Below are 25,906 nucleotides of genomic sequence, written 5' to 3' on the forward strand. Positions count from 1 at the left end.
CTTATACCTATTCCAAAACTTCGTCCTACGATTGCGGGCTGTCCGGTGGGCAGTTGCAGGCTGGTCGGTTCCCATATCGAAACCGTCGGGCCCGCAATTGCAGGGCGAAGTTTTAGAGTAAGCAAAGATACGAAATCAATAGGGCAAAAGCAAGTTTTCCCTTAAGTATTCGTTAATTTTTCTCATGCATTTAGGACGACAGTCTTTAAGGATAAATAGAATCATAAAAGGCATTTATAATTTGCTTTCAGCGCATATTATGCGTACCTTGCGGTCGCTAAGGAATAACCCTTATTGCTCAATTATTTCAAAACACATATACGGATGAAAATAACTCTTATCAGAGAAGACCGGGAGAGTGGAAAAGAAACCCTCAGCACCTGCGAAGCTGACGCATGGATAGACCGGATAAAAACAGAAACCAAAGAGGAACACGTCACAAGATTGCGCTCCATGCTTCTTTACACGAATCCTGACAGCGGAGGATATTACGAACACATCGACAAGTTGCCCCGCATTTATCCCTCCGTGGAATTCGGAAGAAGCAGGGAAAACGGGCGAAAACTGAAACACTACAACGGCGTAGTGATGTTGGAAGTAAACCATTTGGCTGGATTGTCCGAAGTGGAACTGGTGAAACGGCAGGCGGCTTTGTTACCGCAAACCTGGGCGGCTTTTGCCGGAAGCAGTGGACGGAGCGTGAAAATCTGGGTGAAATTCGCCCTGCCGGACGGAAATTTGCCGGTGAAAGAAGAAAACATGGAGTCTTTTCACGCACATGCCTACCGCATGGCCGTGCAATGCTACCAGCCCATATTGCCGTTTCCCATCACGCTGCGAGAGCCTTCTATGACGCAAAGCTGCCGCATGACGCTTGATGCATATCCTTACTTCAACCGGCAAGCCATTCCTTTCTGCCTTGAGCAGCCCTTCGGTATGCCCGGTGAAGAAACTTTCCGGCAACGCCAACTGACGGAAAAGAACCCATTGTCAAGACTGAAACCGGGTTACGAAACCTCACAGACCTTCACATTATTGTTTGAAACAACCCTCAGCAAAGCACTGAATGAAATGGAAGAATGGAAACGGGGCGACGACTTGCAGCAACTGCTGGTGTGTCTGGCAGAACACTGTTTCAAGGCAGGCATACCGGAGGAAGAGACTGTACGCCAAGTCATGATACATTATTTCAAGCAAGCGGATGAAACAACCGTGCGGACAACTATCCACAACCTCTATCAGGAATGTAAGGGGTTCGGCAAAAAGAAATCCCTGACACCGGAACAGGCTACCGCCTTCCGGCTGAACGAATTTATGGAACGCAGATTCGAATTCCGCTTCAACGCTTTGACGAACGACCTGGAATACCGGCAACGGGACTCCATTCATTTTTATTTCAAATCCGTAGACCAACGCGTAAAAAACAGCATAGCCATGGATGCCCTGCAAGAAGGCATCCGTGTGTGGGACAGGGATGTGAACAGGTATTTATCCTCCAATCGAGTACCGCTTTATAATCCGGTGGAAGATTACCTCTGCAACGTGGGCCGCTGGGACGGGAAAGACCGCATCCGCGCACTGGCCGACCTTGTGCCCTGCAACAATCCTCATTGGAGGGAACTTTTCTACCGCTGGTTCCTGAATATGGTGGCGCATTGGAGGGGGCTCGATAAGTTGCATTCCAACAGTACATCTCCCCTATTGGTGGGTGCACAGGGTTTTCGGAAATCGACCTATTGCCGCATCATCCTTCCTCCCGAACTCCGTTTCGGCTACACCGACAGCCTGGACTTCAAGAGCAAACGGGATGCAGAACTATACCTGGGGCGCTTTATGCTGATCAACATCGATGAATTCGACCAGGTCAGTATCAATCAACAGGGTTTTCTGAAGCATTTATTGCAAAAGCCTGTTGCCAACCTGCGCAAACCGTATGGCAGCAGCATACAGGAAATGCGGCGCTATGCCTCGTTCATCGGGACAAGCAATCAGAAAGACTTGCTGACCGATCCGAGCGGCAGCCGCCGTTTCATCTGTATAGAAGTGACCGCACCGATTGATACCAACGTAACCATCAACTACCGCCAACTCTATGCACAGGCGATGGAAGCCATCGTAAAGGGCGAACGTTATTGGTTTGATGATGCCGATGAGGCTATTTTGCATGAAACGAACCGGGAATTCGAGCAAATGAGTCCGATTGAGCAGTTATTTCATTGTTATTTTCGTTCACCGGAGGAGGGAGAAGAAGGCGAATACTTGTCTCCCATGCAAATACTGGAACATCTACGGAGCAAGAACAGGGATATAAAGCTGACAGCAAGCAATGTAAATCACTTCGGAAGGATATTGCGGAAGAATAACCTGGAATATAAGCGAACTCGCAAAGGTATTATATACCGAGTAGAAAAGTTATAATAATTTATTTTTCAATGTGACGACAAACGGTTTGTCGTCACTTATCACAACGGTTGCCGTCATAAGGCAACCGTTTCTGTTTCAACAGATTAAATGGAGTTGTGCTGAAGTGCTGACAAACTATGCAAACTTATTATTGAAAAAGGTTTCCAGTTGTCCACTACACCCCTAATAATTATTGATAAGTATCTTTATAGGTGTATATAACCTTAACATGTTCGTTTATTTCGCTTTCGTATATGACTTTAGATTTCAACATTTTTGTTTCTTAAATAAGTGCAATAATTGTATCCCTATCCCCATTGTGAGCATACGTTCTTTTTTATTTGCCAATAAGTTTTGAGTCCAGTTAAGTAATCCTCCATCACCTATTTCATGTTCTACCCCATCAATAATAATCTTAGCTTTAATTCTAATGCCGTAGTAATAATTATTATGTGAATCTGATTTGGCAATACGAATATCCAAACCGCTATTTTTAGTATAAAACAATGTATCTGATACCAATTGACTTTTTTCATCATATCCTTTGCAGGGTATAATTTCAAAGAATATATTTTCAAACCCAAAGACTTCTTTGCAGACCTTCTGTGTTATGGCTAAATGTTTATGTAATTCAGTTCTTTCAAATTCAAAACTACCCGTATCCATACCGCACGAGATTAGGCACAAAAGAGGAAAATGAGGCGTAAAATTGGGGTTTGAGAAAACCTGAGTTCTTATAACTCTTGATACATTACCAAAATTATATGTTTTCTCAGACAGTTCATTACTTTTCTTTAATGAAGCATAATGCAAAGCTATTGCATTTGTTGGGTCGGACTGAACTTCCGTGTTTCTTAGTGCTGTAAGAACTTTTTTTTGATTTACTGTTGCCATTACACTGCTTGTACCTAATTGAGCAACAGGGGATAACTCAATTAATTCATAGTTATTATTCGCAATTATTTTACAGCATTCCAATTCTTCCTCTTTAAATTCCAGAAAATCTAATTGTGCAGGTTTAGCCAATTTGTTTTTACTGTATTTACTCAATAAGGAAGATGGCGTTTCTTTTGTGGTACGCCTGTCAAACACCTCTAATAGCAAAGAGTTTAACTCTGAACCACTCAATTTATCGGACAGTATATCAACTATTTCATTTAGATTACACCTGCTAATTATATGTTTTATTGCTTCATCTTTCATATATTCATAATGCTATATATGTATTCATTAAATATTCGTCCTTCTTTTATGACGGACAATTTAATAATTGCCTCTTTCTCAAATCCAATTTTCTCTAATACCCTCATTGATGCGATATTATACTCAAAAATGTGACACATGTTCAATTTTACGTAATTCTACCATATCAATACATTTATCTTCTCACAAAGATATGCCTATTTATGATTACTACCGGTTATGTATATATCGTTATTCTCACTTAGCAACAAAGAACGAATTACTCTTTCAAAATTTACTATTTCTTGTATTTCATCAACAAAAATGTAGTTATACTTCTCTTTCCGGACTTTAGAAATGATATAAGCGTGCATATCTTCAGCCGTCTGAATATGACTAAATGCAAAGTCCTCAAAGTTTATGTATATAATATTGGCATCCGGCTCTTCTGCAAGTAATTGCTCCATAAGTTGGTATAGCAAAAAACTCTTACCCACACGTCTCTGTCCCGTAAGGACTTTGGCTATATTTTTCCTCATGAATGGCTTTATCCTTTCTATATAGCCATTTCTTTTAATCAGTGTCTTAGGAAATTCCATACGCTAAAAGTTTTAAGTATACTTAAAACTTCTACAAAGATAAGGAAAAGTTTGAAGTATACTTAAAACTTTCAAGAAACATAGTTGATACATTCCAAAGATGATGCGCATTTCCTTGGGATACTGTCTTATTTAGTATCCTCTTCACTTTTTATCTTGTTAATACGGAGCTCGTGATGAACTCCGCATTCTTTTTTTAATCACATACTGTATGTTCTTCACGCAACAGCACACCTTCTTTCCATTCTTCCATCTTTACGGCAGGTACACCTCCCTCCTCTTCCATTCCTGAAAAATAGAACCGTTGTTCCCTGCCATCCTTCAATGTTACAATCAGTCTATCTGCCGAAGGAGCAAATACAGACTGTACACTATTCTCTTTTTCAAAAGGCTCTATGACAGTCAGGTAACGAACCTGAGCAGCGTCCATGCGCACCCCGAAAGTAATGCGCCTTTCAGCCTCATCACCCAGAGGATAATCTCCACCGATAACTGTTTTCAGACGGACGGCCTGAAGCCCATCCAAATCAAAAGTATATTGAGCAGGAGTTTCAAAACCTGCATTCACAGGTTCGGCAGGAAGCCCCCAACTGTAATTTTCTCCACTGATATTGATGCGGCCATCGGCATAGTCTCTAGTATTCCCAAAAAGATTATCCTGCACGTTGTTCTTGACAACCGGAAGATCGGCAAGGCGAATTTGTTTACCGTCTTTCGTTTCCAGAATGGCTTCTGCCCAGAATAGAGTCTTAGAACGGTTAGCATGTTGAGTGGCAGAGGACAGAGTTAGTTTCCGGATACCCGTAATATCAATATCCACCTTTCCTTCGCCCAAAATCCAGGCACCGAAATTGCCTCCGGCAAGTAGTTTACCATCTCCCTCTACCGTGTACTTCAGGTTGCGCTGCGTTCCGTGATCTTCGGGAGCACGCCCGGTGAAAGCTGTTCGTTGGGTATTGGGCCAGGCATTATAAATGTCCATATAAAGATTTCCCGGCTCACCGGATATGCGCGTTCCACGGTTGTCGGCATCCGGACCGAACTTCGTCAGGAAGCTGGCTTTCAGGGTTCCTGTTACAGAATAGTGGTTGACATCCGTCACCAAAGGGGCGGCACTTAAAGGGTCAGTGCCGAGCTGTGCCGTATGAGAGATATGCTCTTTTTGATCCGCAGTAAGTCCCAGCAAGCCTTTCACCTGGAACAGTAGGTCGAAACGGTGCTGCTTGTCCTCCATGCTCTTGTCATAGTCGGCAAGAACAACATAATCATCGGTAACTACCATCAACCGGCGTTGGAAAATGGGTTCGGTAAATCCGGTCAGCACACCGAACTCCGGATGTTTATCGGGAATAGGGAAATAGCGGGCTTCCCATTCCGTCTTTTCTTTAAAATCTCTCGGACCTTTCATGCTGTGGCGGAGTCCGCCGTATGCCGGATAACTCCATGCGGCAGTGCCTTCTACACAACCCGCCTGAAACAAATCGCCCGTATGGAACAGGCTACGCTTACTATCGTCAGCTTCCTGCTGTTTCAAGTCGACGGTAACCATATTTTTGGAGATGCTGGTCTGCACATAGAAGTTGTACATGTAGGGGGCATAGCTGTACCATACCATTTCGGGATTGTAGAAGCTACGTCCGTAGCGCATCAATGACAGTAATCCGGTCCGGTCGAAATGTCCGTGATAACCTCCATGGGTTCCATACTTCAATACAGCCTGAATCTTCTCGCGGGCATCCTTTTGAGTGGAACGCAACATCAGTGCTCCGGCATTGTCGGCATAAGCTCCGCGCACTTCGGCGGGTTCCGCATCGGGCAGTTCCGGTACGCCGTAAATCAGATCGTTCCTTTTAGGCGTCATACGTATGAATGCCGCATATCGCAGATCACGAAAAGCGTAATAGGCCATTTCGAAACTGTCTCCACCCACTTCACGTTCCGTAGCGTCGTTGATGCCGAATATCCAACCGCGATAATCAAGAAAGGGAAGCAAGGCATCGGACATCATCTTGATGGTGACATAAGGCTGATGAATAGGGCCGCGAATACGGAAACTATGACCGTGATGCAAATTACGGCGATCTGCGTCTTCATTAGCACCTACCTTATTATATTCAGGGGTAAGATTATAATCTACCGGAAATTTCTCTGTCAATAAGGAATAGCCGAAAGGATTCAAAGCCAACCCTATCTGTACATATTCACTTGCCACCCACAGGTTGTAACTGACGGTACACTCGTACCACCATCCATCGGGCATAGTGTAGGTGCGGAATTTATCTATCAGACAGGAGGGAGCATAGAGCACTTCATCCACAAGCTGGAAGTCCTGAATGGCGAGGGCGCAGAAGAAAACACCCGTCAGTTGGGACACAGCCCAGTTGGCGCCCCCGGTACTTTTATAGCGGAGAAACAAGTCTATATAGAGCCGGAACGTATATTCAATTTGCGTACATTCCGCATCAGTCAGTATTCCGGCATCCTGAATCAAATCGTATGCCTGCGCCAAATGCTGGAAAAAGTGCCCCTCTTGAACAGACGACTGGTGGGAAGCTTTCCGAGTAAGCGGAAAACCGTTCTGATAATCGCTTATCATCAACAAGAACTGCTTCACTTTGCGGGCATATTCCGGACTACGGGTCAGTTGCCAGGCTATGGCGTTATTCATCAAACCATGTTCGTGGGTGGTGGCACAAAGATAAGGAATACCGTCTCCATTAGCCACATAAGGAGGACGCAGGGGGACAATCCATGCTTTGGCATCCTGTACATAACGCTCTTTGCGGTCTTTCGCCCAGTCGTAATTTTCAGCTTTCCTTCGCACTTCATCCCATCCTTCAGCCGTATGGATGGTAAACGGATGCGGCATGCTACGCAGGGTGGTAAACGTTAATGTTTGGACTGCGGCCGGATTGGCAGAAGGAAGAATCTGCAAAGTTTGTTTTTCCCTCCCTCCGGCAGGGATACCCGGTGGAACTATCACGCATACATTCACTTTCCGGGTTTCACCGGAGGCTAATTCCAACTGTGCAGGTTCAACGGTGGCAGGAAAAGCCTCCCAACCATATTTCTGAATGGAAAAGTAAACAGACTGCGATGTCGGTTCGCAATTGGTGACGGTCACCGGATAAATAATGGTATCGCCGGGTTCACCGGGTCTTGAATAACAGTCGGCTGTTGTTTTCACAGAATTTCCTTCCAGCAATCGGGTGGAAAGTACTTTAACTTTGCCCCCACCTTCACCGGACAGGCGGAAGGCGATGGACTTTATACGCCGGATGGTGTTCTGTGACGCTTTGGGAGTATCAAAAACGGAAAAAGGAATAAGTAACCTGCACTCTCCATTCTTCTGCCTTTGCAGAGTGAAACGGGCACGCCGGGTATCGTATCTATTTTCCTTGTCCAGGTCCGTTCCTGCTTTCAGATTCTTGGCGGAAGCAAAAACTTCCACAGGAATATTGTCCACACCAGTCAGTTTCAGATTAACTTCCAGAGCGTAATAAGACATCAGATCAATGACGGACTGATTGACATAAGGATGTTGAGGCCCATCCGGTTCCGTATAAATAAAAGTGCCATCAGAAGAACACGTCCAGTCTTTAGCCAAGCCCTGCCAGTTCTTTCTGTCGGTAAAGATTCCGGTTTCCAACTTTTGACGAACTATGGAAACATCATAAATCTTGCCCACGGATGCCGTCTCGTCATATGCTTCAAAACGAACAAGTGCGGAAGACTTGCCCTGCAAAACAGAATCCGGAATGGGATATACTACCTCAAACAGTCCGTGACGGTTTCGGTTTAATCCTTCCGTATAAAGAAGAGTACCGTTTACGGAAATATTAAATAAGAACTTCTTTCCTTTTTCGGGTTTGTCCTCACCGGAATATTGAACCACCAATAATTGCGGATCTGTGCCCGAAGTCTTCAACTGAAAGGTATTTTGGGCGGACGCACATAAAGCAACAAAGGTACATACCAACGTTAATAATGTCTTTTTCATCATGAAGTATCTATTGATTATTTCAATAAACTACGAATGAAAGCGATTTGCCACTCATTCCAATTGCTATCAAAGATACATTTTCCACTGGAAAAACAAATGATAACCATATTATTTTGATTGGCAGTAAGTGCAATTCATTCTCAATTCGTATTAACAAAAGGAACCGAAAACAGATAATAACTTTAAATATAATTTTAGTACAGATGTATATCATGAAACAACTCTTACTACTTATTTTACTTGCCTTAACGGCAATGCCGACAGATGCACAGGAATATCCGAAAGTGATTTTGCCGGGTGATTATCCCGACCCTTCCATCATGCGCGAGGGGGAAGATTATTACATGACTCACTCCCCTTTCTTCTATGCACCGGGATTTTTAATCTGGCATTCAAAAGACCTGGTGAACTGGAAACCTGTGTGTCGTGCATGCCCCGAATACGAAGGTTCGGCCATGGCTCCCGATTTGCTGAAATATAAAGATAAGTATTACATCTACTACCCTACTTCCAAAGGCGAAAATTACGTCATTTATGCCGACAACATCCGCGGTCCGTGGAGTAAGCCTGTAAAGCTGGATGTCAGGGGAATTGACCCGGGACATGTAGTGGGTGAAGACGGACACCGTTATCTTTTTACCAATAATGGTTGGGTGGCACCACTGAGCGATGACGGGCTGAAAATAACAGGTGAAAACAAGAAGGTTTATGACGGATGGGTATATCCCAAAAACTGGGAAACAGAAGGAGATGATATGTATCTGGAATCTCCCAAACTTCTATTCAAGAATGGCTATTATTATATGACTTCCGCCGAAGGAGGTACAGCCGGACCTGCCACCAGCCACATGTGTGTAATGGCGCGTTCCAAAAGCATCTTCGGTCCTTGGGAGAATTCTCCTTACAATCCGGTGGTACATACGTACAGTACCGCCGACAACTGGTGGTCGAAAGGTCATGGCACACTGATAGATGACATTAACGGTAATTGGTGGATGGTGTATCATGCTTATGCGAAAGGCTATCACACACTGGGACGGCAAACTTTGATTGAGCCTATGGAATATAGTTCGGATGGATGGTTTCGACCCACCAAGACTGCCACTTCCCTACCTGCCAATCCGGACATCAAACACGGACTAAACCTGAATGATGATTTTACGAAAACAAGTCTAGGCATGCAGTGGACTTTCTGGAAAGAGTATGCTCCCGGTCAGCTCTCTTTCAAGAATAACACACTCCGAATGAACGCTAAGGGCAGTTCTCCGGCTGACGGGCGTTTGTTGCTCATTACACCCGAAGATAAATGCTATGAAACCCAGGTCGACGTACAGGTTGGCAAAGGCAATAAAGCCGGATTAGTGCTTTTCTACAATGAAAAGGCTTTTGCAGGCGTGGTATCTGACGGAAAAAACTTCACAGTATATAAAAACGCTGAACAGACAGAAACCATTCCCAATAAGATAGGACGAAACTTTAAGGTAAAATTGAAGAACCAAGGGAATAAAGTGAAAATGATGGTCAGCAAAGACGGCAATGCTTGGACTGTATTGGCAGAAGATGTAGACGTCTCGTATATGCATCATAATAACTACAAAGGGTTCTTTGCTTTGCGTGTCGGTTTACTTTCCTGCGGAAAAGGAGATGCCGGGTTCAGCCAATTCCGTTACCGGAATGCTGTTCCGCAGGAGAAAAACATGAGTGCGTATCTGATGGTTTTCCATAAAGATGAAACTCACGGCCTGTACATGGCTGTCAGTCATGACGGATATACTTTTACAGCCTTGAACGACGGCGAACCGGTGATTGCCGGAGATACGATTGCTTATCAACGAGGAATACGCGACCCGCATATTTATCGCGGACCGGACGGAGCTTTCTATCTTGCAATGACAGATTTACACGTCTTTGCACAAAGAGACGGCTACCGGACCACCCAATGGGAACGGGACAGCAAATATGGTTGGGGAAATAACCGCGGACTGGTACTAATGAAATCCTGGGATCTGATAAACTGGAAACGCACAAACATCCGTTTCGATAAGATGTCGGCAGGCATGAGTGAAATAGGTTGTGCCTGGGCACCCGAAGTGACTTACGATGCACAAAAAGGCAAACTGATGATTTACTTCACCATGCGTTTCCGTAATGAGGCAAACAAACTATACTATGTTTATGTGAATGACGAATTCGATACCATCGAAACACTGCCCCAGATTCTATTCGAATATCCAAACGAAAAGACTTCGGCCATTGACGGAGACATAACAAAAGCAGGTGACAAATATCATCTGTTCTATGTTGCCCATGATGGTCCGGCGGGTATCAAACATGCTGTTTCGGACAGGGCGAACGGAAATTATGAGTTCGACCCGCGATGGTATGATTTTGAGCCCAAAGCATGTGAAGCCCCCAACGTATGGAAACGTATCGGTGAAGACAAATGGGTATTGATGTATGACGTATATAGTGTTACTCCACATAATTTCGCTTTCATTGAAACGCCCGATTTCGTAAACTTTAAAAACCTGGGACGCTTTAACGAAGGAGTGATGAAAACCACCAACTTTACAGCTCCCAAGCATGGAGCAGTCATCCACCTGACAATGGAAGAAGCAGAAAGGTTGGAAAGCTACTGGCAGAAGAATAAAAGAAAGTATGTATCTACGGCTTCTATCCGAAAGAATCCGATACTCCCGGGATTCTACGCCGATCCGGAAGTGATGTATTCTGAAAAAACAGGAAGGTATTATATTTATCCTACAACTGACGGAATACCGAACTGGGGAAGTACAGCTTTCAAGGCGTTCTCCTCGGACGACCTTATGAACTGGAAAGAAGAAGGGATTATCCTGGATTTAAAGGATGTATCCTGGGCTAAGAAGAATGCATGGGCTCCCTGCATCATTGAGAAGAAACAGGCGGATGGCAGTTATAAGTATTATTACTATTATACGGCAGAACAACAAATCGGAGTAGCCGTTGCCGATAGCCCGACAGGTCCTTTCATTGATTCGGGCAAACCCTTGATCGACAAGACACGTCCCGGAGGTATGAGTAAAGGACAGAACATTGACCCGGATGTCTTTACGGACCCTATAAGCGGTAAGACGTATTTGTACTGGGGAAACTATTATATGGCTGTATGTGAACTGAATGAGGATATGGTGTCCATCAAACCGAATACGACACGGATTTTGATAGACAATGATACTTACTACAGCGAAGCGGCCCATGTGTTTTACAGAAACGGTTACTATTACTTTACCTGGTCTAAAAATGACACCCGCAGTCCCGAATATCAGGTACGCTGTGTACGTACCAAGTCTCCGGTTGGTCCTATTGAAGCCTCCAAAAGTGAAGTTATTCTATGCAAAAAACCTGAACAGGGGATCTTCGGCACAGGGCATCATTCTATTCTGTCACTTCCAGATAAGGATGAATGGCGCATAATCTACCACCGTTTCAAATTTCCGGATGCTGTGACCATGGGAAGAAACGCCGGATTCCATAGGGAAGTATGCATTGACAAACTGGAATTTGATGAAAACGATTCTATTATAGAAGTAATACCGACATTGTAAATTATAACAAAATGAAAAAACATCTTTTATCAGGACTTTTATGTGTATGTATGCTTTCGGGAAATGCACAGACTTTCCGCGAATGGCAAGACCCGGAAATCAATGCAGTGAACCGTGCCCCAATGCACACCCACTTCTTTGCTTACGAAAACACAGAAGCAGCCACCGAGGCTGTGAAAGAAAAATCAGTCAATTATATGACTTTGAATGGTATTTGGAAATTCCGTTGGACGAAAGATTCGGATGCCCGCCCCACGGACTTCTGGAAAACTGATTTCAACGACAAAGGGTGGGATAATCTGGCAGTTCCCGCGATGTGGGAACTGAATGGATATGACGTTCCTCTCTATTCCGGTGTAGGGTTCGACTGGAAACTGCGGAAAGGCTGGTGCAAGAACAATCCGCCGGAACTTCCTGTTGAAGATAATCACGTCGGCTCATATCGCCGGGAAATAACGGTTCCTGCCAACTGGAAAGGTAAAGATATCGTCGCCCACTTCGGCTCCGTCTATTCGAATATCTATTTATGGGTAAATGGAAAGTTTGTCGGCTATAGTGAAGACAGCAAACTGGAAGCAGAGTTTGATCTGACTCCCTACTTGAAAGCGGGACAAAAAAATCTCATCGCATTCCAGGTGTTCCGTTGGTGCGACGGCAGCTATTTGGAAGACCAGGACTTCTTACGCTATCATGGAGTTGCACGTGATTGCTATCTCTACACCCGCAACAAAAAACGCATTGAGGATATCCGCGTAACTCCCGATTTGGACAGTCAGTACCAAAACGGTTCTTTAGCAATCAACCTGAATCTGAAAGGCAATAATCAGGTTACACTGGAATTGCTCGATGCTCAGAACCGGACGGTCGTAACCACGGAGCTCAGAGGTTCCGGTAATGTATCTACCTCCATAGAAGTGGAAAATCCGCATAAATGGAGTGCGGAGACTCCTTATTTATACACCCTCCGTGCCACAGTAAAAGAAGGTGGCAAGGTTAGTGAAGTGATTCCTTTGAAAGTAGGTTTCCGTAAAATAGAAATGAAAAATGCACAACTCCTCGTAAACGGTCAGCCGATACTAATTAAGGGAGCCAATCGCCACGAAATGGACCCGGACGGTGGTTATGTCATTTCACGCGAACGTATGATTCAGGACATTCAATTGATGAAGATGTTCAATATCAATGCCGTTCGCACCTGCCATTATCCGGATGACAGTTTCTGGTATGAACTTTGTGACAAATATGGCCTCTATGTAGTAGCAGAAGCTAATCTGGAATCTCATGGAATGGGATTCAAAGAAACGACTCTGGCTAAGGTTGACGCTTATAAGAAAGCCCACTTAGAACGTAATCAACGGAATGTACAACGTAACTTCAACCACCCCAGCATCATCCTCTGGTCAATGGGAAATGAGTGCGGCAACGGGGCAAACTTTGAGGCTTGCTACCAATGGATAAAGTTGGAAGATCCAAGCCGTTTCATACACTTTGAGCAAGCCTATGATACGGGTTCCACTACGGATGTTTATTGCCCGATGTACCCGGTTTACTCCAAATGTATCAGTTATAATGAAGACGACAGTAAACAGAAACCGATGATTATGTGTGAGTACGCACATGCCATGGGCAATGCTCTGGGAGACTTTAAGATATATTGGGATCTCATTCGTAAATATCCCAAATTCCAGGGAGGATTCATTTGGGACCTGATAGACCAATCTCCCCGCTGGACCGGCAAAGATGGCAAGATGATTTATGGATATGATGGCGATTTCGATAACTTCAGAACCGGAGACCTTAATTACAGTGACAATGGTCTGTTGAATCCGGACCGCATCCCCAATCCTCACATTTATGAAGTAAGTTATTTCTATCAGAATATCCGAACCACTGCGGGCGATCTTTCCAAAGGCGAAATTAAAATTTATAATGAGAATTTCTTCCGTAATCTTTCAGCTTATTATCTGGAATGGGAACTATTAAAGAATGGCACTCCTGTGCGTGGCGGTCGTATAGAAAACCTGAATGTGCCACCCACACAAACCGCTTCACTAAAACTCGACTGGGACAGAACGGATGAAAACAATGAATGGTTACTGAATGTCCGCTATATCCAGAAAAATCGTGAGGGTTTGATCCCTATGGGGCATGTGGTTGCCAAAGACCAGTTGGTGGTGAATGCATATAAAGTTCCTACAATGAACTTAGAAAATGTCGTTGATAATTATACACCGGCAGTTGTCCCGCAAGTCAATGACCAAAATATCAGTAACCTTTTTGTGGAAGGAGAAAATTTTCTTATCCGGTTCAGCAGATCTACCGGATATATGGATCGCTACATCGTTAACGGCATGAATCTGATTAAAAAAGGTGGCGCACTGACTCCAAACTTCTGGCGTGCTCCAACTGACAATGATTATGGTGCAAAATTACAGCAAAAGTATATAGCCTGGAAGAATCCGGATATCCGACTTGTCTCTCTGAAGAACGAAACGATAGACGAACAGGTAATTATTTCCGCTGAATATGACATGAAGAATGTTTCTGCCAAATTGTATCTCACTTATACTATCAATAATAAAGGTAGCATAAAAGTGAATCAGAAAATGGTAGCCGATAAGAATGCGAAAGTATCTAATATGTTCCGTTTCGGTATGCAACTGGTTATGCCGAAATCTTATGAGAACATCTCTTATTACGGCCGCGGTCCCATAGAAAATTACAGTAACCGCAATCATTGCACTGACCTGGGAATCTACAATCAAACAGTAGATGAACAGTTCTACCCTTACATTCGTCCACAGGAAAACGGTACTAAAACAGATATCCGCTGGTGGAAACAATTGAACATCAGTGGTAATGGTCTGCAATTTATAGCCGAGGCTCCGTTCTCAGCTTCTGCCCTGCATTATACTATCGAGTCACTGGATGAAGGTTGGGAGAAACAACAAGGACATTCGCATGAGATTGAAAAAGCTGATTTAACGAATGTACTGATTGATAAAGCACAAATGGGATTAGCATGCATCGATAGTTGGAGCGCACTGCCGGAACCGGAATTCATGTTGCCTTACGGAGATTATGAATTTACGTTTATCATGACTCCTGTAAAAAACAGCATATTGACTAAATAAACAGTTCACTAAGAAGATGGTAGAAAAGAATAGAGATTATATTGAGTAATATCTCACCTTAATTCGTATTTTTACGTATAAACCTAAAAATACTTATATCATGAGGTATATATCAATACTTTTCTCTATTCTTTTCTGCTTGTCCATACAGGCACAGTTAGTGACATATCCCGAAAGTTTAAATCCGGGCATGCCTCATAATGATGATTACACGGTACGTGTACGTATCCCCGGTGGTGAATGGAAAGACTTGTTCGAATACAAAGTGCAAGTGGACATGGACAATGTACAGGATGCTTCCATGGTACAATTTGATATGGGCAGTCCTGTAGAAATCATGGTGAAAAAGAATAATGGCACAGTGCATGACGTAGCAATCCGCCCTTCGAATAAAGGTATTGAATACAAGCAGATACAAAACACCATTCTCTTCACTTTACGGCAACCTCAATATCTCTCCATCGAATTTAATGGTGACCGACTGCATAATCTGCATCTCTTTGCCAATCCTTTGGAAACAGAAAAATATGATAAAGAAGAAAAAGGCATTATGTACTTCGGTCCGGGAATACACCGCCCCAAAGACTTACCTAATAATCAAATCCGTATTTCCGGTAATACAACCGTATATCTGGCACCAGGAGCAGTAGTAAAAGCAAAACTTCTGGTAGATAAAGCAGAAAATGTTCGGATCATCGGACGAGGTATCTTAGATCATCCGATACGGGGTATAGAGATAACCGACTCAAAAAATGTACTGATAGACGGAATTACTGTAGTGAACCCTGACCATTATACGGTATTCGGCGGCGGGTCTACAGGAATCACTATCAAAAACCTGAAATCATTCAGTTGCAAAGGTTGGAGCGATGGCATAGATATGATGTGTTGCCGCCAGGTACTTATTGACAATGTCTTTATGCGCAATTCGGACGATTGCATTGCTTTGTACAATCACCGTTGGAACTGGTGGGGAGGTTCATCGGATATCACAGTGCAGAACTCTATTCTTTGGGCAGATGTGGCACATCCCATTAATATAGGTGGTCATGGCGATCCGGACTCACCGACAGGAGAAGTAATAGAGAATCTGACTTTCCGTAACATCGACATTCTGGAACATGACGAGGATGATCCGATTTATCAGGGTTGCATGACAGTGGATTGTGGTGATAAGAATCAGGTTCGTAATGTTCTTTTCGAAGATATCCGGGTAGAGAATATTCAGGAAGGACGGCTGTTTTATGTAAAAGTACGTTTCAACGAGAAATATGATAAACAGCCGGGAAGCGGTATTGAAGGCATTACTTTCAGGAATATTACATATACAGGTGTGGGAGAAAATACATCGTTAATTCAAGGATTGGACAAAGAACGAACCGTGCAAAACGTGACGTTTGAAAATGTAGTAATCAATGAAGAACGGATGAAGGACTTGAAAGGGGTAGTAACCAATAACTTTATAAAAGGCATTAAGATAAAATAAGTAATCATCGAGAAATAACAGAAAATAATTGTCCTGGTGTAACCTTATTACTATTTTAGCGTCTCAGATTATGAACTAAATGAAAAACAAATAATGGAATTCATCAAATCTTTATGCCTTGGCGGCATAGCAACCACTATGCTCCTAAGCGGATGTACCCAGAAGAGTATTACTTTAGAAGGCAAAGTAACGAATACATCCGGCACTCCCATTGTATATAACATCACTACAGATGGCATTTACTTACCGAACAAGATTGATACTTTACGCTTAAATGCCGACAGCACGTATCAGATTACCTTACCTGTAAATGGTAACGAAAAGCTGACTCTTCTTCTATATGGTGAGCGAAACTTAGGCAGTATCTATCTTACTCCGGGAAAACAGACGCTTGATATCGACGCTTCTAAATCTAATGAACTAAACCCGGTTGACGGCTTGACGAAAGAAAATGAAATACTCAAGAAGTTGGCTGATCTGAATGAAAATGTCTTTAATCTGCGTGCACGCAAGGGAGATGTCTTTAACGTCAGTAAGGACACGATTGCCTCATCCGTATATCAAAAGCTGACAGACTACGCTACTACATTAGAAAAAGAAGTGGCAGGAGTGGACGATCAGTTCAGGCAGAGAGCCGTACAAGATATACGTATACAGGCTTTGATGGCATATATGAATCAATATTTCGGTAACTACCGGAGAGGTTCCGAAACGGTCAGGAAGGAATGGGACGACACTTACGCCCAGATGTTGGATTTTGCAAACGTCGGTCAGGCTGAAAGTGCATTCTCACCCGCATTTGCAGATGTCATATCGAATATGGCAGGCATAGATATTTTTATGAAACATGAAAGGCGCACGAATGATGACAATGAACGCAATCAGCTGTTATTCGATTGGTATAAAGCAAATCTACAAGGCCGGGTACAAGAAGCTGCAATGGGACTTCTCATTCTAGAAGATGAAAGCCGCGAATATTTTGCAAACGGTATTCCTGCACTGTATGAGGAGTTCAAGACATTATATCCCCAAAGCGTACTGATGCCGAAATTAGAAACAGCGATACAGAAGAACAAAGCGTTCAATGAAACCGAACTTCCGAAAGACATTCATATATTGAATACGGACAGTGTACGCACCTTTAAGGAAATTACTGACTTATACCCGGGTAAAGTGATCTTCATCGACGTATGGGCTACCTGGTGCGGTCCTTGCCGTGCTTCGTTTGCACACATCAAACCTTTGCAGAAATATGCTGCTGAAAATGATATCGTGTTATTGTATGTTTCCATCGATACTCCCCAGAAAGCTGAACTCTGGAAAAAGATGACAGGGCACTATAACTTAAAAGGAGAGCATGTCATCATCAATGAGGCTTTCAAAATGGAAATTTATGAGAAGTTCGGGCGGAACGGCATACTGTCAATCCCGCATTATGCCATTGTCAATAAAGAAGGGGAATTGCAATTCCCATCGGCAGCCAGCCCGGAAAATATGGATAAGCTAACGGAACAACTGAAAGAAGCCTCTAAATAAACAATTGTTAACGAGTACCAAAACACACCAAAATACAGTAAAAACAGGTTCCTTTATCTTTGAGTGAAGCTTATTCTTCGTTCGTATTATATAACATAAAAACAAAGAACAATGAATAGATATAGACTGCTTTTTTCAATGATCCTTTTGCTTTTCCTCTCTCCCTGTTTGCGAGCAGGGGAATGGCAATGGTCTGTGACTCTTGACGGATTTATTTCCAACGAAACGAACCGGAATCCTACAGCTTTCTTGTGGATACCCGCTGACTGTATGCAGGTAAAAGCAATTATTGTAGGACAACACAATATGAGCGAAGAAACTCTTTTTGATAATCCACTTTTCCGCGAAAAGATGCAGAAGCTGGGAATCGGCTTTGTATGGATAACTCCCGGTATCGATCAGCAATGGGATGTATCGAAAGGCACACAACAGATATTTGAGAAAATGATGGTCGACCTGGCAGACGTCAGCGGATATAGCGAACTGAAAAATGTCCCCATCGTTCCCATAGGCCATTCGGCTATGGCTACTTATCCCTGGAATTTCGCAGCATGGAATCCGGAACGTACCTTGGCTATCATTTCCTTGCATGGCGATGCTCCGCGCACAAATCTTACCGGCTACGGGCGTGAGAACTTGGAATGGGGACGTACCCGTAATATCGATGGAATACCCGGACTGATGATTGAAGGAGAATATGAATGGTGGGAAGCCCGGGTAAATCCGGCACTAGCTTTCCGCATGATGTATCCTGAAAGTTGCATCTCGTTTCTGTGTGACGCAGGACGGGGACATTTCGATGTAGCAGATGAAACAGCCGCATACATTGCTCTATTTCTGGAAAAAGCTATCAATCAACGACTGACTGATGAAGTAACGAAAGACGGTAAAGTAAAACTGAATCCGGTAAACCCAACCAAAGGCTGGCTGGCAGAACGCTGGCATCCCGATCAAAAGAAGCGAGTCAAAGCCGCCCCCTATTCACAATATAAAGGTGATCCTCATGATGCTTTCTGGTATTTTGACCGTGAAATAGCGGAAGCGACTGAAGCACGGTATACGCAAAGCCGCGGAAAGAAAGAACAGTATCTGGGTTTTGAGCAAAACGGCAGTTTACTGACATACGACAAGAAGCAGCATGTACGTGTACAGCCCCGCTTCAATCCGGAAGCCGATGGAATCACTTTCCATCTGAAAGCCGTATGTACGGATTCCCTGAGAACCAAACTATCTGATGAGCATACAGATGCAACACCGGTAATCAGCCGCATCTGTGGACCAGTAGAAAAGGTAAATGACACCACATTCATGGTATCTTTCTATCGGATGGGTATGAATAATCCGCGCCGTACCGGTGATATATGTCTGTTGGCAAGCCAGGCAGGAGACCGGAAGTATAAAAGTACTGTTCAGGAAGTCAGTATCCGCATCCCTTACCGGAATACGGAAGGACAAAGGCAATACATATTATTTCCAGGATTACCCGATGTGAAAGCGGGAAGCAGTCCTTTATCTTTAAAAGCCACAAGTGATTGTGGACTGCCCGTCTCTTACTACATCAAAGAAGGTCCGGCTGAAATAGAAGGAGACCAAATTGTATTCACTCCTATCCCACCCCGCAGTAAATTCCCGGTAAAAGTAACGGTAGTTGCCTGGCAATACGGTATTGCAGGCAAAGTACAAACGGCCGAGCCGGTGGAACGCAGTTTTTATATCCTGAAATAACTGCAACTACCAAGTAACTTTTATTCTATCTGTCACTTTTACATATTTCATCACAACTTCTGTTGTTTATAGGTTTTCAAAGATTTATCCTTAGTCAGCTCAGGTACTAAACGAATGGCAGAACCTCCCGAAGCCCTCAAATTAAAATGCAACACAGTCTTGGCATTGACACGGAATTTTGAGACTCTGACTTTCGTTCGTGTAGGAATAGATTTGTCGCCATCCGTATAGATTTCAGCCACATAATCTTTTCCGGCAGGCAGAAAACTCAAATCAACCGGTAACGTCCGTGCATCATTATTTGTAATTGAACCTATGAACCATTCCTCTCCTTTCCGGCGAGCCACAGTAATAAACTCACCGACTTCACCTTGTAAAACCTTCGTATCATCCCAGGTGGTGTACACATCATCAAAGAACTTTAATTCCGGTTCGTCCTGCGAATCCGAAGGCTTATCATACCAATACATATATTGCAGGGGACTGTAATAGACAGCTGCTAATGCCAGTTGATGCGCCGGTGTAGTCTGGATGGACTTAGAACGAGGAACACCATAATTATCTTTTTCAACGTTCAGCCTGCCAAAGTCCTGGCGATAGTAACATATTGTATAATCGGCTGCTCCGGCTACAAAGCGGGTAAAAGGCAACGTAACATTGTGAGTGGCATCCGGAAATTCTTCATTGCCGCGAATACCTTCCTGAGTCATCAGATTAGGATAAGTACGACTAAAGCCTGTCGGACGGTATTCATCATGAATGTCCACCATCAGTCCATAATCAGCACACTTCTTTACGGCTTCGTGCATCCACTTAGTCCACACCTGCGAACCCACCTGTACGAACCCAAACTTAATCCCCGAAATTCCCCATGATTTATACAAAGGGAGTATCTCATCCAACTGTTGCTGCAAAGCCCGTTGATTGACATAGAGTATAACTCCGATACCATGCTGCTTTGCATAAGCAACCACTTCTTTCAGATTCAGGGCATCTATTTTCGGATTTCTACGCGGATCGAGTGTTACGGTAGTAGCGTCAGAAGCCTTATCATACTCAAAACCATACCACCCGGCATCAAAATGAATATATTGCAGATTCCGTTTTACAGCAAAGTCTACCAAAGCTTTTCCACCTTCTGTGGTCAAGGTTACTTCACGCATCACCTTTCCCGGTTTAATCCAGGAAGTATCCTTAATCCGACATGGCGGATTAAGATTTAACAGAATATCGTTGTGTTCCAAAATCTCACCCGGCTTGTCAGCACACATGATTACACGCCACGGAGTAGAATAAGGAGCAATATCTTCTACCGGACCATACATAGCCGATATAACCGTATTCTTTTTAGTCGGTGACACATTGAACTTCGTACGTACATAATCCACCACTTGCGCTTCAGCCAGGCAGACATATCCTCCATCTGCCAGTGTCAGCAGCAACGGACGGTCCGATTCGCCCGGCCAGTTTTCAAGAGGCAGATAAGAATACGGGGTCTGGGCTTTGGGAGTAAAATAGGCTTTAGTACCTTCGGGCATGGTATATTCTGTATACTCATCTGTAATCTTCAGATATTGTCCACCCGGAAAATGGTAACGGAAGGCAATTCCCTCATCATAGGCTCGGACATCAAGAATAAGCTTATCACGTCCGTTCTGACGGTTGACAACTATTTTCCATGCATGATAGCAGTCTTTAATTTCACTTCTTTCACCATAAACCGGATGCCAGATCGTATCTTTCTGACTACTATCCACAGTCCCTATTTCAAGTCCATCCCGCCATTCTACATTTGCATTGATTCCCAATAAGGAAGGTTTTACTGTCTGTTTTCCGTTCCAGGTCAAAGAATAATGTAACTGTCCACCGCTATCACTCAACGTAAACTGGTATTTTCCATCCGGTGATGTCATATTCACCTCTTTGCCCTGTACACTCAAAGACAAAACTACACATAATACTCCTACAAATAATTTTTTCATTTCAGAATTCTACTTTATATTATTACTTTACATATCAATAAACCGCCTTAAAAATGCTTTCATACCATAATTCATAATTCATAATTCAAAGTTATTAAATTATAGTTCTTCCAGACCAGCATTTAAAATAAAAACGAATAGGCAAGCTCTTTTACTCAATATGGATCGTAACTAAATTCAGCTATTCCCGTCTGAAAACACATTTTAGTTTCATAATACATTATTCATAGAATGATTTTTCATAATTAAACTAAAAAGTATAATACTGCTTTAGGTAAATTCGCACATAATAGACTATATAATATATATTGACTTCTATCTAATATGTATTAACCTTATTATTTTAAGAATATGATGAAAAAGAAATTTATTCCATTATTTATTCTTCTCTTTTATATGCTGAATATAAACAGTCAAGAGTTTATTCATCCGGGCTTACTTCATTCTGAATCTTCATTAAAAAGAATCCGGGAACTTGTCAGAAATGAGATCCAACCGGCTTACGGTTCATTCAACATCATGAGAGGAATGCCTGAGGGAAAAGCTGATTATTGCATAAAAGGACCTTTCGAAACTATCAGTCGTGCCGGCAGATATGGTTATACCAAAGATCCTTGTGAACGAGATTTTAATGCAGCTTACTACAATGCCATTCTTTGGATAGTCACAGGAAAAGAGCCTCATGCAGACAAAGCAATGGAGATTATCAGAGCGTATGCAAGTACCCTAAAGAAAATAGAAGGTCCGGACGATCCGCTTTGTGCCGGCCTTCAAGGATTTATGCTGGTAAATGCAGCAGAAATCATGAGATATACATATACAGCAGATAAACATACTAACGGATGGGATGCAAAAGATACACCCAAAGTAGAAAATATGTTCCGAAATGTATTCCAGCCGATACTTACTACTTTCTACAATACCAAACCTTACACCAACGGTAACTGGGGAATTGCGGTAACTAAGGCACAAATGGCATTCGGAGTATTTCTGAACGATAAAAAGTTGTATGAAGACGCTATAGAGTTTTTTCTGAAAGGCCATGACAATGGAACTCTTCCCAACTACGTAGCAGAATCCGGCCAGATACAGGAAAGTGGACGTGACCAGCAACATGCCATGTTAGGGTTAGGATGCCTCTCAGAAATTGCCGAAATAGCCTGGACACAAGGCAGAGACCTGTATGGCGCTTTGGATAATCGCCTTATGAAAGGTTATGAATACCTGGCCAAATCTAATCTGGGCTATGAAGTACCTTTCTTTACCTGGAAAGATATAACCGGAAAATATTCAAACTGGACTACGTTAGGGGAAGAAGGGATGGGACGTTTCCGCTCATTATTTGAAATTGCCTACAATCACTATGTTGAACGCAAAGGGTTAGAAATGCCATATACCCAAATTGTATTAGGCATGATACGTCCTGAAGGACCGGGATTTACTTGTGATAACCCGGGCTTCGGCAGCCTGCTGTTCTATTTGGGAAAGGACTTAAATGAAAGAAAAGTCCCCGGACAAATAAATGAAGATCTTTCCCAACTGGAAGGATGGGCTTTCGCCAATTGCTCTTATAAACAGGTGGATAATCTAATGTCATTTGTATCATCCGGAGTAAATATGCAAAAGAAAAGGATTTCCTACCAGGCAGGAAACTATCCGTATATTGCCGTAAAGGCACCCAAGATTCCAGCATCCGCAAATAAAGACTGGTTACAATTAAGCTATAGCGTTGCCAGTGCTCCGGAATTTTGGAAGTTAGATTCGGATAAGGCAAAGAAGATAGGAAAAGATATCTATGTATTCAAGATTACAGACTATCTGTCAAATAATGGAACGCACTTCACAGAAAGACCAGCAAACATTACTCTTATTCTCAATTTTGGGAATATCGGTAATGAACCGGTAATTGTGGAATGGATTCGCTCATTTGAAAAGCTGGAAGATATTTGAGTAATATATTTCTCTCCTTCGTATATATACTAAAGAAAGAATTAACAAAGAAATTATGAGAAATAAAAGAAAACATGTACTGACGCTCATTCTGTTTTGTTCCCTGGTTTTCTCAATCCGGGCGCAGCAACAACACCCCTATCTGTTCTTTACCCCCGATCGGATAGCGACACTGAAAGAACAACTCAAATCGGATAAAGAAGTCAAAGCCAATTATACCCAGGTAGAACAAGTAGCCAGGGAAGCCTTGAAAGAAAACAATCCTTACCGCAAGTTGGAATATCTGGCATTGGCATACCAGGTGACAGGCGAAAAAAGATATGCGGATAAGATCAAAGAATCAATCCGGCAGACAGGTGGAAAAGAAACCCTCGAAGCAAAGGATATGCTGAATCGGGAACCTGCCTGGACTTCATTGCTAAGCACCGCCCATGCCAATCATCAAATGGCTATCGGTTTCGATGCTATCTATAACGAACTCTCAGATGAAGAACGGAAAGAACTGGCACAAGCCATTTACAAAATAGGAATCCGTCCGACGCTGCACGATTGGCTATCACCGGCAACACGCTTCCATGCAATCAATTCCATGGGGCACAACTATTGGGCATCCTGTATTGCCATGACCGGAATCGCTGCCATGGCCGTCAGCAACGAAATTCCCGAGGCTGCCGAATGGATTGATATGGTAAGTAGGGCAACAACAGACTGGGCTAATTTCCAAGGAGATATTTTACAAAACAAACCTGCTAACTTCGATAATGGAGCTTATTACGAAAGTGTGAGTTACGCCAATTACGGGCTCACCCAATACCTGACCTTCCGCCTTGCCATGCAGAATTTCAATCCCCGGGCAGAATGGCCGGAAAGGAAGCTATTTGAACGTTCAGCAGATTATTTTATGTATACCTGTTATCCTGCCGACGGTGATTATCTTCCTTCCCTTTATTTTGGCGACAGCAACATTGCTGCCAATGGTGAAGGAGTCTTGAAATTACTTTGGGCGTTAGGTTTTCAGAAAACGGATATGTTATGGTATCTCACACAGGTACGGAAAAACCAGGCCAAAGAAAGTATGCCGACTGATACACCCATGGGACTATTGTACACTCCAGATTTATCCGCTGCTCCGCTGCAACCTTCCCTGTCGCTATCTGCGGTATATGAAAGAATGGGTTGGAGTGTGATGCGTACTTCTTGGGAGAAAAACACAACCCTGTTAGGAGTGAAATGCGGGCATACATGGAATCACTCTCATGCAGACGCAGGTTCATTTATCCTTTTTCATAATGGACAGCAAGTAATTAAGGATGGCGGAAACTGTTGGTATCCCAATCCGTGGTATCGTGAATATTTCTTCCACAGCCAGGCCCATAATGTACTGTTGTTTAATGGACAGGCCCAGCCTCAAGAGCAACAGTACAAAGGTTCGATGCTCGATGGTTCTTTGCATCATCTTACAGACGAAGGAAATATCAAATACATCCTGGCCAACGTGACCGGGCCTACTTCCCGCTACTTTTCTAAAAACCACCGTAGTTTTTTGTGGATAGATGATGTAATACTGGTTATTGATGATGTCTGTTCGCATGAAGACGGTACATTCAGTCTGCTTTTTCACCCGGATGGAGTAAGCAGGAAAAATGGTATTGATTTGAGTGTCGTCAACCAACAGGCTGCTGTGGATATACGCCCTTTATGGCCGGACTATCTGACAGAAAGCGACTTCGAACATGATTTCCCTTATAATCTGAAACTGAAAGCTCACCAGGGTCCCAAAGCTAAGAAGACCGACGAAATGGAAACGTATTATTCGGTAACCTATCCGATAAAGGCACAAAGTGTCAAGTTTATAACGGCAATCATCTTGAAAGATTCTCCTGCAAGTAAAAATATTCCTCAGGTAACCCGCCTGAAAGGAGACGATCTGCAAGGTGTCCGTATTGCTAAAGGTGACAAAATAACAGATGTTTATTTAAACACACGGGCAGATGGGCATATTATGCACCGGAATTCCTGCACAAATGTGAACGGTTGGGATACAGATGCATATTTACTTGCCTTTTCTTATAAGAAAGGAACTGACCCCGCAGTTTCCAAAAACATATTGGAATGGTTCATCGGATATGGAAGTTATGTGCGCAATGCTAATGAATCCATTTTCGATTCTTACACTAAAAAATATAAAGTAATCCGTTGACGAGACTAGTTCATTTCTGCTGAGTTATGAATTAGTTCACCACAGAGGACACAGAGTCTCACAGAGTTTAATCTGTTTGAAATCAAAAAAAAATAGAACTCCGTGATACTCTGTGTTACTCT

Annotated in this window: 12 protein-coding genes; 8 read left to right on the forward strand and 4 right to left on the reverse strand. The window is 43.1% G+C overall.

The window, feature by feature from the left end:
- Nucleotides 1-324: 324 nt before the first annotated feature.
- Complete coding sequence (locus DW182_RS07730; protein ID WP_118295203.1) at nucleotides 325-2,418, forward strand: BT4734/BF3469 family protein; 2,094 nt, start codon at nucleotides 325-327, stop codon at nucleotides 2,416-2,418.
- 252 nt (nucleotides 2,419-2,670) lie between these two features.
- Here the strand turns inward: DW182_RS07730 and DW182_RS07735 are convergent, their stop codons facing one another.
- The 3 genes from DW182_RS07735 to DW182_RS07750 all read right to left on the reverse strand — a co-directional run bounded on the left by DW182_RS07735 (nucleotide 2,671) and on the right by DW182_RS07750 (nucleotide 8,187).
- Nucleotides 2,671-3,606, reverse strand: coding sequence for a hypothetical protein (locus DW182_RS07735; RefSeq protein ID WP_117707177.1), 936 nt, complete (start codon nucleotides 3,604-3,606; stop codon nucleotides 2,671-2,673).
- A gap of 197 nt (nucleotides 3,607-3,803) precedes the next feature.
- Complete coding sequence (locus tag DW182_RS07745; protein WP_233564108.1) at nucleotides 3,804-4,184, reverse strand: AAA family ATPase; 381 nt, start codon at nucleotides 4,182-4,184, stop codon at nucleotides 3,804-3,806.
- Between the two features lie 196 nt (nucleotides 4,185-4,380).
- Complete coding sequence (locus DW182_RS07750) at nucleotides 4,381-8,187, reverse strand: hypothetical protein (RefSeq protein ID WP_118295204.1); 3,807 nt, start codon at nucleotides 8,185-8,187, stop codon at nucleotides 4,381-4,383.
- A 212-nt stretch (nucleotides 8,188-8,399) separates the two neighbouring features.
- Here DW182_RS07750 and DW182_RS07755 point away from each other — a divergent pair, with 212 nt between their 5' ends.
- From DW182_RS07755 to DW182_RS07775, 5 genes are all read left to right on the forward strand, one after another.
- Entirely contained in the window at nucleotides 8,400-11,771 is a 3,372-nt protein-coding gene (locus tag DW182_RS07755; RefSeq protein ID WP_118295283.1) for a family 43 glycosylhydrolase, read from the forward strand.
- A gap of 11 nt (nucleotides 11,772-11,782) precedes the next feature.
- Nucleotides 11,783-14,905, forward strand: coding sequence for a glycoside hydrolase family 2 TIM barrel-domain containing protein (locus DW182_RS07760; protein WP_118295205.1), 3,123 nt, complete (start codon nucleotides 11,783-11,785; stop codon nucleotides 14,903-14,905).
- Nucleotides 14,906-15,005: 100 nt separating this feature from the next.
- Nucleotides 15,006-16,391 carry a glycosyl hydrolase family 28 protein gene (locus tag DW182_RS07765; protein WP_118295206.1) on the forward strand — a complete coding sequence of 462 codons (1,386 nt, stop codon included), beginning with the start codon at nucleotides 15,006-15,008 and terminating at the stop codon, nucleotides 16,389-16,391.
- A 93-nt stretch (nucleotides 16,392-16,484) separates the two neighbouring features.
- Nucleotides 16,485-17,927 (forward strand): TlpA family protein disulfide reductase, encoded by a 1,443-nt coding sequence (locus DW182_RS07770; protein WP_118295207.1) that lies wholly within the window; start codon nucleotides 16,485-16,487, stop codon nucleotides 17,925-17,927.
- 111 nt (nucleotides 17,928-18,038) lie between these two features.
- Nucleotides 18,039-19,652 (forward strand): hypothetical protein, encoded by a 1,614-nt coding sequence (locus DW182_RS07775; RefSeq protein WP_118295208.1) that lies wholly within the window; start codon nucleotides 18,039-18,041, stop codon nucleotides 19,650-19,652.
- A gap of 50 nt (nucleotides 19,653-19,702) precedes the next feature.
- Here the strand turns inward: DW182_RS07775 and DW182_RS07780 are convergent, their stop codons facing one another.
- Nucleotides 19,703-21,634 carry a glycoside hydrolase family 97 protein gene (locus DW182_RS07780; RefSeq protein ID WP_118295209.1) on the reverse strand — a complete coding sequence of 644 codons (1,932 nt, stop codon included), beginning with the start codon at nucleotides 21,632-21,634 and terminating at the stop codon, nucleotides 19,703-19,705.
- A gap of 351 nt (nucleotides 21,635-21,985) precedes the next feature.
- On the opposite strand from DW182_RS07780, the gene DW182_RS07785 reads away from it, so the two are divergent.
- Both DW182_RS07785 and DW182_RS07790 read left to right on the forward strand, forming a co-directional pair.
- A complete protein-coding gene (locus tag DW182_RS07785; RefSeq protein ID WP_118295210.1) occupies nucleotides 21,986-23,584 on the forward strand; it encodes an alginate lyase family protein in 1,599 nt (532 codons plus the stop codon).
- Nucleotides 23,585-23,639: 55 nt separating this feature from the next.
- Entirely contained in the window at nucleotides 23,640-25,784 is a 2,145-nt protein-coding gene (locus DW182_RS07790) for a heparinase II/III family protein (RefSeq protein WP_118295211.1), read from the forward strand.
- The last annotated feature ends 122 nt before the right edge of the window (nucleotides 25,785-25,906 follow it).

The sequence above is a fragment of the Bacteroides sp. AM16-24 genome, assembly GCF_003471885.1.
Classification (GTDB): domain Bacteria; phylum Bacteroidota; class Bacteroidia; order Bacteroidales; family Bacteroidaceae; genus Bacteroides.